The following is a 12,278-nucleotide window of genomic DNA, read 5'->3' as shown; positions in this document are numbered from 1 at the left end:
AATAGTTCATACAAAAATAAGCTGACGATTGTTGACCAGTTCATCGTCTGCTGCGTGAACCGGAACGATAAATGTGCAAAATATAAACAGCGGCAGCCATGGACTTGGAATAAAGTCCCGGACTGCCGCTGTTTAGTTCGCCAAAATATATTTATTCAAGAAGTCGTTGCGGAATTTCCCCTGCGGGTCGTAACGAAGGAGCAGCTGTTGAAAGTCGGGCAGCTTCTCGTACAGGGGCTGCAGCCGTTCGGGCGGCATGGTAAACAGCTTGGCCCAGTGCGGGCGGGCTTGGAAGGGAGCCAGCTGCTTTTCGATGATCGGCAGCACCTGCTGAACGGCCTCCCAATCGGATTTCCACGTAAAGTGGATCGCTACCGACTCCTGCTTATAACAAGGGCTCATCCACAAATGGTCTTCCGCAATCGTGCGAACCTCGGAAATATAAAGAAGCGGCGCTATGTACTCCCGTATCTGGTTAATTGCACATAATGCCTGATAGGCCTCATGGCGCGGCACGAAGTACTCGCTTTGCAGCTCCTCTCCGGCGCTTGGGGTGAAATCCATGCGAAAATGCGGCAGCCTTTCGTACCACGGTCCCGGAATGCCCATCTGTTCGCTGCAATTTTCCGATGCATAGCCCGGCACCGGGTGCCGCCGTGCGGTTGCAGGTGTCGCGCCGAAAAAATCAGGCTCTCCTTGATCGGAGACTTGATCTGTCAGGATGCGCTTCAGCCAGACCTGATTGAATGATGCATTCTTCCAATCCGAAAACAGACTGACACTGTAGCCGCACGAGAAAATATCGTCAAAGTGCTCTTGAAGCTGCTCCAGAGGCAGGTTGTCGTAAACATGCTGACTCATCTGAAATGTCGGGAGCACATCCAATGTAAGGCTTGTAACGACGCCTAAACCCCCAAGTCCAACGACCGCTCCGTCAATGATCCCGTCTTGTTGATCACGGGAGATTACGGCCACCTCTCCGTCCGCTTTGACGATCTCCAGGGCATGAACCGCTGTAGCAAGATTGCCGTTCCGATCACCGGAACCATGCGTAGCCGTTGCACACGCGCCTGCAACCGTAATATGGGGCAGCGATGCCAAATTGTGCAGCGCATAGCCGTTGCCGTGAAGATATTGGCACAGTTCTCCATAGCGGATTCCGGCTTGGACCGTTACCGTATTGCGCGTTTGATCTAATGCTGTCACCCGGTCAAGCTTCTGAAGCGAGACAAAGCTATTAGTAGAATCGGCAATACCATTAAAAGAGTGGCGCGTGCCAAGCACCTTGATTTGACTGCTGCGAGCCACCAATTCCTGCACTTGCTCCACGTTTTCGGGAACATGGAGTTCAGACGCGCTATACCTGTAGTTGCCTGCCCAGTTACGATCATTTTCCATATGTGCATGCTCCTTCCCGTACTGTATCGAATATACCCGTTGTGAAAAAAACTTTTATCATCATGCTAATCATACCTCAATTTGGGGTCAAACGAATACGACAATTCTTTTCAGGGGTGCTTATATTTTTTCTTCCTGCTTTGGCACGATCCGCCCGACCATCCGAATAACTCCGCCGATAAATCCTTTATCCTTATCAGTCCCATGGATTTCTTCACCGTCTCTCTTATTCTGAAGCAGACAACCAGCGGCTGCTGCACCAGCTTCGGCGTCATGAACAATTTTACGAATTTTCAATAACCAAAAATTTCCTCGTACCAGCAATTAGGTAACATAATATTAATTATGTTACCTTTTTAATTATTAGTTTACATAACTATAATTATGTTATCTATTAATTTCTTTCAGGCATGTTTTCTACTGAATATACTTTTTCTCCATTATACCGGCGAAGCAGTCCATGCTGCGTGTCCCGGTTTCTGGTTATCCCGATTGCTTCCAAATCCTTCACCTGGCCAAAAGTTTTCCATCATAACGCAAAAAAACCGCGTGAACTGGTGAAAGCTCCCTGCGGTTTCGGGACAAATTTAAATACTGTGTATCTTCATGTTCCATGACCAGCTGCATGCCTTTTATTGCTTTTTATTCAGATAGAAATAAAAAGCGACGCCATTCTGCGTATTGGCGGCTCCGTATTCCACTCCGTGAAGCTCCAGAATGTTTTTCGAGATGGCCAGTCCCAGCCCTGTGCCTCCCATGGAACGCTGGCGGGAAGTGTCTCCGCGGTAGAAACGGTCCCATACCTTATCCAGCTGCTCCGGCGGAATTCGCGCGCCAACGTTTTCCACGCTGACAGCGACCCGATCCGCCTCTTCAATGGCGGTCACGTTGATGGCTTGACCTGCAGGCGTATACAGGATCGCGTTTGTTATAAAATTGGTCATGACCTGCTCAATGCGCAGCTGGCTGGCCACAACTTTGACAGGAGACAACTGAAGGTGCAGCCGCAGCATTTTCTCGTCCATTTCCGCCCTGAACTGCTCGCAAACCGCTTCGATCACACTGTCGATATCAAACTCGTCCATCTTCAATTGATACGTGCCCGACTCATATTTGGCCAGCTCAAGCATCCCGACGATGAGCGCATCCATTTTGTCCACTTCTTTCTCCATCGCTGCGAAATAGTGATCCTTTTTGTGGGCGGCCACGCCGTCCTTCAGAATGGAGATGCAGCTCTTCATCACGCTGAGAGGTGTCTTGAGCTCATGCGATACACCGGATATAAATTCCTTGCGCGTGTTCTCCAGCCGCTTCTCCTTCTCAATGTCATCCTGTAGCTGCTTGATGTAAGAATGCAGCGTTTGCGAAAGCGAGTTTATATTTCTGGACAGATCGCCGATCTCATCCTTCGAGTTAATCGGGATCACTGCCGTGAAGTCAAGGCTGGCAAGCTTCTTCGTCATCTGGTTGACCCGCAGCAGAGGTCTTGCAATCGTTATGGAGTAGTAAAAGGAAGCAAGCAGAACCAGCAGCGCTACAAACGCGATAATGTACATATAGTAGCTCTGGACCATCTGCACAGCTTCATCGACCGGCTGGAGAGATGCCATCGCGTAGAGATAGGCGGTATTCCCGTCGGAGCCGCGCATCGGCTGAACGATCAGCTTGTATTTCGCGTTGCTCTGCTCGAAGTCCAGTGTTTGAGGACCCGCATCCCCGGGAGCGTATTTCAAGAGCAGCTCCGTCTGGAAGACGTTGATCTGATCGAGGAACAATGCATTCGTATAGAGCAGACTATTCGTATCCTCCAGCATCTGGAATCGTGTCTTCACGACTTTGCCCTGCATGTAAGTGAACGGATCGTACAGCTCCGCCTTGCTGCCATTAAAGTCCGATTCGTGGTTCAATTTCTCCGCCAGGCTCTCGTCCATTTTTTTCAATTTCTCCGCTACGAGGTCGGTCATTATCCTTTTCAAGCGCGCGTTTTCGAACGTTTCGATTTTGATCCCGCTTCCGTTATTCTCTGTCCGGATGGCTGCCGGAATTAGCGTGCTCCCTTTCACGATGCCGTAGATCCAGAAAGGCGTTTGATCCGCAAGGAAGTCTTTGAAACCCTCCCCTTCGTCCGCGCTCACCAAGTGATACAGCGGCACCTTATAGGTCACGGTTTGGCCGCTCAGGCTCTCGCCGGTCAATTCCATGTCGAACGCGTCGGTTTGGATCAGCTCCCCATTGTGGTCCAGAACCGCCAGCCATGCGCCGTGATCCCGGTAAAAGTCCTGCGCGAGCGATTGCGCGAGCCTGGCGTCTCCCTCGCCGGATTCATACTGCGTCTTATAGCTTTGCAGGCTTGCCTGGATGTCTTTCACTTTCTGATTGACATAATAATCCTTGAAAAATACCGTTTGCCCAATGTATATAGACGCCAAAATAAGCGTACACAACAGGATGGTCAGCAGAAACAGCTTCAGTACGATACGGCTTGTCATACGCTTGCCCCGAACCGGTAGCCGGTTCTGACAATGGTTGTAATCAGCTTCGCTTTATCGCCCAGCTTGATTCTTAAATTGCGGATATGGGTATTTATCGTACGATCGTCGCCGGCGTATTCGTACCCCCAGATTTTGGTGATCATCTGCTCCCTGGTCATCACAATGCCCTGGTTCTGCATCAGGCTGCTCAAAATCTCGAATTCCGTATGCGTGAGGTTTATGGAGACTCCATCGCTTTCCACCGTCCGCGATGGAAAATGGATGCGGATGCCGTGACGGATCAACGAATCGCTTGTGCCAGGCGATTGGCTTTGCCGCGAGCGGCTGTCGAGCAGCCGTTTTGCTCTGGCCAGCAGAACCGGCGGACTATACGGCTTCGTGACGTAATCGTCGGCGCCAAGCTCGAAGCCCAGCAGCGTGTCGTCTTCGTCCACGCGTGCGGTTAGCATGATAATCGGAACATCGGAGGTCTTCCGTATGCGGCGGCAAACTGACCATCCATCAAGTCTTGGAAGCATGATGTCCAGTATGATGAGGTCCACTTTCCTGTCTTGAATCAGCTGCAAGGCTTGTTCGCCGTCCACAGCCTCCAGCACCTCATACCCTTCATTCAGAAAATAATCTTTCACGATTTCCCTCAGGATGGGTTCATCCTCCACAACTAAAATCGTCCTGACGTCCATGCGAAGCCCCCAAGTCGTGTCCTTTGTTTACCGTTCCATCATATCAAACTTCGATTTGAAAAGGGAGCCGGCGTGTTTAGCTAGTAGCGGACCTGAGTGCCTTCGGCTAGAGGATCGCTGCTTTCCACAATGACCTTTTCACTGCCAATTAAGCTGTCGACAACCGCGGTTCTCATCTCGTTGGCGGCAGATATGGTGACGGTCATCTTTCTTGCAAAGTTGACATTGCCAAGCGGTCCTTTTTTATTATCGATAACGAACACATAGGCGCCGTCTCTGTCTTTATGGACCGCCTGGCTTGAAATGATAAGCGCGTTCCCGTCCCCCTTGGCCGTGAGATTGAGTTCAACCCTGTCACCCTCGCGGATAGCCTCATCATGCAGACTGACGAGCAGACGAATCGTCTCCGGGTCCGATTCGCCTGGCTGAGGGGCATCGCTCTCTCCGATTTCCACTATGTTCCCCTGAACGGAACGGCCGCTCTTGCCTGAAATCATGACCTCCAAAGGCTCGGCTGTATCCAGCGTTGCGGCAATATTAACAGGCACCCGCATCTCGAACTGCAGTCCCTTATCCGAGTTAACAAGGCGAATATCACCTTCTCCCGTGCCTGAAGGCAGGCCTTCTACCGCATGAACAGTTCTTACAATGCCATCGAACGGAGCTATCAGCTTTTGTTGATCTGCAAGCTGGCCCTCCAGTGCCTGAATACGCCTTTCCTGAGCGGCAATATCCAGCCGCGCGCTTTCCAATGCTATTCGGGCGTCGCTTTGTGCCCCCGAATCCGCATTGGCAGCAGCTTCGATATAGTCGCGCTGCAGGCTTTGCACAGGGAGCTTCAGCTTTTTCAGCGCGTCCCGCTCCGCCTCGATCTGCTGCTCCGTCTCGCTGTTTTCATACATGACGAGTGCCTGTCCTTTCTGGACGGCATCACCCTCCTTGACCAGCACCTGTTTGACTTTCCCGCCCGCCGGGTTCGATAGATCCAGCTCCGACACAAACTTCACGGCGGCGCTTCCCTTAAACTCCTGATTCAGAAGACCGGTTTCGGGCTGCTCCACCGTAACTTTAGGCAGCGTCAAGGCAAACAACGTATTGCTGAATAATGTGAGGACGATCAGCAAGCCAAAAAACAACCCGGCGAGCAGGCGGATTTTTCGCTTTCGGCTTTTAGAATCGTCGGATCTGAAGTCTGCTTCCATTTCATCACTCCTGATACTTGATTACCCCTTGATTCCCGAATGCTGAATGCCCTCGACAAAATAAGTTTCGGCGTACAGGAACAGCAGGATCATCGGGCACATGTACAGGACCGAAGCGGCAAAAACCACATCTGTTTCCTGTTCACTGATCTGAAGCAGATAGAGCGACAGCGGCTGCTTGAACTCATCCTCCAGAAAGATGAGCGGCTGTTCGACCATATTCCAATAGTCGACGAACAGCAGGACGCTCAGCGCAGCCAAGCCCGGTTTGACCAAGGGAAGGATGATCCGGACGAAAATGGCGGCATGTCCCGCACCGTCCATCTTGGCAGCTTCCATATAGGCATTCGGAATTTGAGCCATAAATTGACGGATCATAAATACGCCAAAGGCGCCGAAAATGCCAGGCAGAATAATCGCCGCCGTTGTGTTGAATAATCCCAATCGGTCGATGATGATGTAATTGGGAACCAGTGTAACCTGAAACGGCATGAGCATCGTCATCAGATAGACCATGAACAGCGCATCCCGTCCTCTGAAACGGAGCTTGGCAAAGGCATAAGCGGCCAGAGAAGCGATCAGTGTCTGTCCGGCGACGATCGGCGTGACGAGTCCTACCGAGTTCCAGAACATCTGCAGAAACCGCGGCGTTGTAATCAGCAGTTTTTTATACTGGGCGAAGGTCACCCAGTCTGGTATCAGCTTCAGATTGATAAAGGCATCCTTGTCCCCTGCTGCGGCATCGGTCATCGTACCGATCAAGCCGTAATTAGCAGCGAACTCGTTTTGGGTCATGAGCGAGTTTGCGGCTGTGAGGACAATTGGAATGAGCAGGAGTGCCGCCACTGCAGCGAGTAAAGTAAACAGCACCGCCCTGGGAAGCACACGAATGTTCCGCATAAGCTCCCCCCATTACTCCAGATTTTGCTGAAACCGGCGTTCGACCGATATCAGGCCCGATACCAGAGCAATAATGCAGCCGACCATCAGCGTAGCGGCCGCCGTCAGCTTCTGAATATCCAGCGAGACAAACATATTGTTCATATAATGCTGCATCATATAAATGCGATCGTACGGATAATTTCCGGCAAGCATGTAGGTTTCCCGGAATACCTTGAACGAATTGATAATCGAAATAAGAATGACGAAAAACATGGTCGGTATCAAGTAAACGAGCGTAATGCCGAATAGCTGGCGAATCCCGCCTGCTCCCTCGATCCGGGCCGTTTCGTAATAGCTCTGGGGGATCGACTGCAGACCGGCAAGGAAGAGAATCATATTGTAGCCGATATTTTTCCAGATATACATCAGCACCAGTACGGCCATGGACCAGTTCGAGTTCATCCAATCGATCCGCGGCAGTCCCATGAAGTGCAGCCAGCTGTTCAAGGTGCCGTTCCAATCGACGAATATTTGCCAAACCATGACGATGGAAGCGACCGGAACGACAAGGGGCAGAACAACCGCCGTCTGCAGCCCGTTTCTAAGCCACATCCGTTGATTCAGCATGAGTGCCAGAGCGAGCGACAGCGCGATCAGAATGGGAACGCTGATCCCCGTGAAAAGCAGCGTATTGGCTGCCGCCTGGCGGAAGGAGCTGCTGTACAGCAGCTCCCTGTAATTGGCTAACCCGGCGAAGGAACCGCCTTGCAGCTTGTCGGTGAAGGAGTAATAGATGCCCATGGCAAAGGGTATCGCATAGAATAGCGAGAAGCCGAGCAGACTTGGCGCAAGAAACAGCAAGGCTGCGGGCCCGTCCTTCTTCAGCCATCCGGGAAACCGGAACCGCAGCTTATTCATTGAGGTAAGTCGTCGCTTTGTTTTGCATAATGTCCGCAACGGCCTCGGCCGACTTCTGCCCGCTGAAGAAGGCCGGCGATTCGTCCCATATGAGGATCTCGATCTCGGCGGGGAGCGTCGATTTCCGGTTGCTCGCTGTGGTTATAAAGTCAGTCACAGTCTGAAGCTCCTCCTGCTTGGCCTTGCCGTCCTGCACAAACTTAGCCTCTTGTGCTGTAAATACGGTCTTGGATACCGGAAACGAACTGTACACGGAAAGACCCCCGTCCTGCCCCTTGTCCAAATTGCCCGCTTCCCCGGACATCATAAATTTGAGGAAGTCCCACGCTTCCGGCTTAACGGTGGAATTCGCATTAATGGCGATGTTGGCAACCGGGGAAAAGAATCCGCCGTCCTTCAGCCCTTCGCCCTTGGGCGCCTGATATAGGACTGGTTTTTCAAACCTGGTTTCTGAAGCCCTAACCATATAATCTGCAAAGGAATAAATATCCGTTTGCATGAAATAGACATGCTCGTAGTTGCTAAAATCGAAGGTTACGACCTTATCCTTTTCCAGCTGTTTTATTTGATTCAGCAGGTTGATAAACATGTCTGAATCAAAATGGGCTTTCCGGTTGACCCGATCCACAAATTGGGAATACGACGCAGTCACCAGCGCATACAGAAAATTGCTATCTCGCTTCTCGGTATAAGCGTATTTGTACCTGCCTGTCATGGGCAGCTTTTTCGCGGTGGCGGCGAACTGCTCCCAGTTCCAGCTGCTGTCGTCAATAGTCACACCCGTGCTTTTTAGCGCGTTCTCATCCGCCATCAGGGCGGACACGTAGAAGGACAGGGGCATGGCATACACGCTGCCGTCGCTTTCCTTCACACCATCAAGGATGTTCTGAAAGTAATCCTCTTTTTTAAAGGATGGATCGCCATTCATCATGTCACTCAGATTGGCCAAGAGTTGTTTTCCGATGAAACCTTCAATCGGCAAATCATCCGTGATGATCATATCGGCCCCTTTGCCGCTGAGGAAATTGGCGCTCGTCTTGGTCCTGAATTTCTCCACCAGCGTACCGGAGGGGTCAAAGTCCTTGGTTACATACTTCAAATCGACCGTAATGTTCGGATGCTGTTTCTCATAAGCCTTCTTCGCGTCATCATAATACTGATCGTAACTGTACATAGAAAAAACGATGGTGCTTTTTTTATCGGGATCGGGGGCGGGGGTTGGGGAAGGTTTGGATGTTGAAGCTGTGCTCTCCGGTTTACTGCTGTCCGGTTGTGTTGATTGATCCGCGTTTGCGCCGCCTGATGGCGAGCCAGGTGTCGTATTGCCCCCGCTGCAGGCTGTAATGGATAACATCAGCGCGATGCAAAGGAATAGTATGCTTTTTTTCAATTCTCTTCATCCTTCCATTTGTCTTGACTGTAAGGCTAGTTTAGTAAAGTCAGGTCAAGAAAGGATGAAGCGCAGATCAAGATGAAATAAAGATTGCAAAACAAGGCTACCCAGCAGCGATTGCTGAATAGCCTTGCTCAATTCTGATTTTTTGCATAAGACTGTGACCATGTTGACAGTGACAGCCTCTAAGTATTCAACAGCTCCTATATTTAAAACAGCTTTACCGCAAAGGCTTTAATGCGCCGCTCCATGCAACCACTTGATCAAGCATGGAATTAACATTGTTCACATGTAAATCAGCCGGTTTAAACACGCTGTAATTTTCAAAATCTGTAAATAAGGACAATGTTGGATGTACACGAACATGCGCAACGCTCAGCTCTGACAAGATTCCACGTAAATGCTCGGCAGCACGGGCTCCGCCTGTTGAACCATAGCTTACGATGCCGGCTGCCTTATTGTACCAGGCCTCCCGGGCTGAATCGAGCGCGTTTTTCAAGACTGCCGACACGCTATGATTATATTCTGCCGTGACGAAGACGAATCCATCCAGGCTATTCAGCTTCTCTGACCAGGCCCTTACCTGCTCTTCGCCATCTTCAGCTCCAAAAAACGGCAATTTAAAGTCTGCTATATCTACGATTGCATAGTTTGCATCACCCCGTTTGTCAGCAATTCCTTTCACCCATTCTCCTACCTGTGGACTCACGCGTCCTTGACGGGAGCTTCCCAAAATAATTCCAATATTTAATTTAGACATTGTTATTACCTCCTGATTAATATTTGCTGAGTATTGCTTTGAGCTTCATTTCCCGTCGATATGGGGCGAGTCCTGCCGCTTTGGGGAGAACACCGCACCCACAGAATATTCGAGTTATTTCGTAATTATGAGTAAACATGCGCCAATTTCTTCCTTATCCTTTTGCCCGATAGATGGGAGCCCCAGCCGGCGAGGAAGTTGCGCCTCCATCGACAACGACTTCAGTACCCTGGATATAGGAGGAATCATCCGAGGCGAGGAACAAGACGGCCTTGGCGACTTCATCCGGATCGGCCAGGCGATTAAGCGGAATGGAGGGCGATAGCGCATTCTCCAGGTTGGACATGCCTTCAGGCGTCGATTGTCCCCAGATTGGCGTACGGGTTGCTCCCGGAACAATCGTATTCACCCGGATACCATGAGGCGACAGCTCGGTAGCCAGCACTCTAACCATGCTTCTGACCGCACCTTTGCTCGCTGCATACGCCGAATACCCGGAAGCGCCCAATGACGCCAGCACCGAGCCGTTCAAAATGACCGACGCCCCAGACTTCAGATGCGGCAGGGCCGCTTGTACGGTAAAGAATACTCCAGTAACATTGACCTTGATAATTTCCTCAAATACAGACAGCTCGGTCCCGCCCAGAGGTGTATGTCCGGCAATGCCCGCATTCGCAAAAACTACATCCAGTTTACCGAATTTGTCCACCGCTGCAGCCACCGCTTTTTCCATGCTTGCCGGATCACCCGCATCCATCTGGACGGCAAAGGCATTGACACCAAGTTCTTCGGCCGCGGCGGATAACTTGGCCTGATTCCGGCCTGTAATAACTACTTTCGCCCCTTCCGCTGCAAATAATTTTGCAGTTGCCAGACCGATACCGCTGTTTCCTCCTGTGATCAATGCAACTTTCCCATTCAATCTTTCCATTTCGATTCCTCCAGTATTTAGTTTCTATTGTGTTGATTTTGTTTTTATCAAGTAACTTACTCCATCGAGAACGATCATTCTCCATGGGGCAAAAAAAATAAATTTTGCTCGGAAGCGAATTTCTCACGTACACAACAATAACGATGTTTCAAATTTCCTGGTCCAAATTCAGCCGGCTATATTCTGCTCATTTAAGATCTCTCCTTTAAATCAATTTAATGTACCAACTATCGTTTTATATTGATTAGCGACTTTATTTCCCATCAATATAAGACAGACCGTTCATTTTTTTATTATAAGCACAGCATTGGGATTAGTCAACTCTAGAATGGAGAAATCATTTTTACCGAATTGGAAGGATGTTGTCCTTGCACCTATTTTGAGCAAAAAAAAGCAGCTGATCCTGCAGATGCAGGCTCAGCTGCTATACAAACTACTCTTCATAGTCAAATGCAATATTGTTATTTTATGATCCGGGTCAAGCCGTCAACGTTACCCCCGTCATCTCCTCGCTGACCTGCCATAGCCTCTCCGCCAGGCCGGGATCGATCGCCCAGGGCAGTACGCCCGTCATCACCTGGCCCAGCCCTTGCAGAGCATCTTCCGATACAATCCCGGCAATATCGGCATCCATACAGAATACGCCGCCTTTTCCCTCCAGCTGATCACTTGTTGCGCACCAGACGCTCGTCGCTGCTCCCTGTTCGGTGGTCTTTAAATTTCCTCCTGCTGCTCCCTTCTCCTCGTCCGACATATGCCGCACCAAATCGGTCAGAATTCTGCCGGGATGGACGGAAAAGGCGCGGATGCCGTACGCCGCACCGCGCCTGTCCAGCGCGACGGCAAACAATGCGTTGGCGGATTTGGACTGGCCGTAAGCCCTCCACTTGTCGTACTCCCGCCGCTCGAAGTTTATATCGTCAAAATCAACGCCTCCGAAGCGGATTCCAGTTGATGAGAGCGAGATAACCCGCGCGCTTCCAGCCCGCTTCAATGCAGGCCACAGCCTCGCCGTAAGCTGGAAGTGTCCCAGATGATTGGTGGCGAATTGGGACTCGTAGCCGCGTGCGTCGCGTACCAGCGGGGCAGCCATTATTCCGGCATTATTGATGAGGATATTCAGCGGCTGTCCCGAGTCCAGAAAGCGCTGCGTAAAGGCATCGATGGAAGCGGGATCGAAAAGATCCAGCTCCTCCAGCTCCACATGCGAGATACCCGCAACCGCAGCGCGGGCTTTCTCCAGCGTACGCGCAGGCACAATCACCGTTGCGCCTGCTTCGGCCAGAACGCGGGTGGTTTCAAGGCCGACACCGGAATATCCGCCGGTGACGATGGCGATCTTGCCCGCCAAATCGCGTCCGCCCAGCGCTTCCCGTGCTGTTGTTTGCGGACCGAGGCCGGATGGGATTGGAGCCTGGGGCGTGATTGTATAGCTGTTACCTGTTTGCATATTAATCTCCTCCTGGTTTTAAACGCTTCAACAGGTCCTATATTAGGCGGTCCGGATTGTCATTTATTATTCCCGAAGCAGCATGCATTTCAGCCATCAGCGAGCTCAATTTGGGGCTTCAGCCCAAGCCTCCTCATTGCTTATTGACAATCGCGCCAAGCCTTTTCCT

At 50.9% G+C, this 12,278-nt stretch carries 11 protein-coding genes; all 11 read right to left on the bottom strand.

Annotation, left to right across the window (positions count from 1 at the left end; all coding sequences use genetic code 11):
* Positions 1–132: 132 nt before the first annotated feature.
* On the bottom strand, positions 133–1,398 hold the full coding sequence (locus AC0YNV_RS07520; protein ID WP_475767115.1) for an FAD-binding protein: 1,266 nt from the start codon (positions 1,396–1,398) through the stop codon (positions 133–135).
* Between the two features lie 120 nt (positions 1,399–1,518).
* Entirely contained in the window at positions 1,519–1,695 is a 177-nt protein-coding gene (locus tag AC0YNV_RS07515) for a hypothetical protein (protein WP_475767113.1), read from the bottom strand.
* A gap of 335 nt (positions 1,696–2,030) precedes the next feature.
* The gene (locus tag AC0YNV_RS07510) at positions 2,031–3,887 is read right to left on the bottom strand and encodes a sensor histidine kinase (RefSeq protein ID WP_475767111.1); all 1,857 of its coding nucleotides are present in this window, start codon (positions 3,885–3,887) and stop codon (positions 2,031–2,033) included.
* Positions 3,884–4,573, bottom strand: a complete 690-nt coding sequence (locus tag AC0YNV_RS07505; protein ID WP_475767110.1) for a response regulator transcription factor — start codon at positions 4,571–4,573, stop codon at positions 3,884–3,886. Before AC0YNV_RS07505 ends, AC0YNV_RS07510 begins: the two co-directional genes overlap by 4 nt.
* An 80-nt stretch (positions 4,574–4,653) precedes the next feature.
* On the bottom strand, positions 4,654–5,775 hold the full coding sequence (locus AC0YNV_RS07500; protein WP_475767108.1) for an efflux RND transporter periplasmic adaptor subunit: 1,122 nt from the start codon (positions 5,773–5,775) through the stop codon (positions 4,654–4,656).
* A 21-nt stretch (positions 5,776–5,796) separates the two neighbouring features.
* The gene (locus tag AC0YNV_RS07495) at positions 5,797–6,675 is read right to left on the bottom strand and encodes a carbohydrate ABC transporter permease (RefSeq protein WP_475767107.1); all 879 of its coding nucleotides are present in this window, start codon (positions 6,673–6,675) and stop codon (positions 5,797–5,799) included.
* Between the two features lie 12 nt (positions 6,676–6,687).
* On the bottom strand, positions 6,688–7,575 hold the full coding sequence (locus AC0YNV_RS07490) for a carbohydrate ABC transporter permease (RefSeq protein WP_475767105.1): 888 nt from the start codon (positions 7,573–7,575) through the stop codon (positions 6,688–6,690).
* Positions 7,568–8,965, bottom strand: coding sequence for an ABC transporter substrate-binding protein (locus tag AC0YNV_RS07485; RefSeq protein WP_475767103.1), 1,398 nt, complete (start codon positions 8,963–8,965; stop codon positions 7,568–7,570). Before AC0YNV_RS07485 ends, AC0YNV_RS07490 begins: the two co-directional genes overlap by 8 nt.
* 223 nt (positions 8,966–9,188) lie before the next feature.
* Positions 9,189–9,728 carry an NADPH-dependent FMN reductase gene (locus AC0YNV_RS07480; protein ID WP_475767101.1) on the bottom strand — a complete coding sequence of 180 codons (540 nt, stop codon included), beginning with the start codon at positions 9,726–9,728 and terminating at the stop codon, positions 9,189–9,191.
* Between the two features lie 154 nt (positions 9,729–9,882).
* Positions 9,883–10,659: an SDR family NAD(P)-dependent oxidoreductase gene (locus AC0YNV_RS07475; RefSeq protein WP_475767099.1), complete on the bottom strand. Its 777-nt coding sequence runs from the start codon at positions 10,657–10,659 to the stop codon at positions 9,883–9,885.
* Positions 10,660–11,137: 478 nt separating this feature from the next.
* A complete protein-coding gene (locus AC0YNV_RS07470) occupies positions 11,138–12,109 on the bottom strand; it encodes an oxidoreductase (protein WP_475767097.1) in 972 nt (323 codons plus the stop codon).
* Between the last annotated feature and the right edge of the window lie 169 nt (positions 12,110–12,278).

Source organism: Paenibacillus sp. JT31N11 (assembly GCF_056269285.1).
This window is presented reverse-complemented; position numbering and strand designations above follow the sequence as displayed.

What these genes read in the sequence shown, in the direction of transcription:
- AC0YNV_RS07470 (WP_475767097.1), bottom strand. Translation starts at nt 12,109, where the DNA reads ATGCAAACAGGTAACAGCTATACAATCACGCCCCAGGCTCCAATCCCA.
- AC0YNV_RS07505 (WP_475767110.1), bottom strand. Translation starts at nt 4,573, where the DNA reads ATGGACGTCAGGACGATTTTAGTTGTGGAGGATGAACCCATCCTGAGG.
- AC0YNV_RS07500 (WP_475767108.1), bottom strand. Translation starts at nt 5,775, where the DNA reads ATGGAAGCAGACTTCAGATCCGACGATTCTAAAAGCCGAAAGCGAAAA.
- AC0YNV_RS07510 (WP_475767111.1), bottom strand. Translation starts at nt 3,887, where the DNA reads ATGACAAGCCGTATCGTACTGAAGCTGTTTCTGCTGACCATCCTGTTG.
- AC0YNV_RS07520 (WP_475767115.1), bottom strand. Translation starts at nt 1,398, where the DNA reads ATGGAAAATGATCGTAACTGGGCAGGCAACTACAGGTATAGCGCGTCT.
- AC0YNV_RS07495 (WP_475767107.1), bottom strand. Translation starts at nt 6,675, where the DNA reads ATGCGGAACATTCGTGTGCTTCCCAGGGCGGTGCTGTTTACTTTACTC.
- AC0YNV_RS07490 (WP_475767105.1), bottom strand. Translation starts at nt 7,575, where the DNA reads ATGAATAAGCTGCGGTTCCGGTTTCCCGGATGGCTGAAGAAGGACGGG.
- AC0YNV_RS07480 (WP_475767101.1), bottom strand. Translation starts at nt 9,728, where the DNA reads ATGTCTAAATTAAATATTGGAATTATTTTGGGAAGCTCCCGTCAAGGA.
- AC0YNV_RS07475 (WP_475767099.1), bottom strand. Translation starts at nt 10,659, where the DNA reads ATGGAAAGATTGAATGGGAAAGTTGCATTGATCACAGGAGGAAACAGC.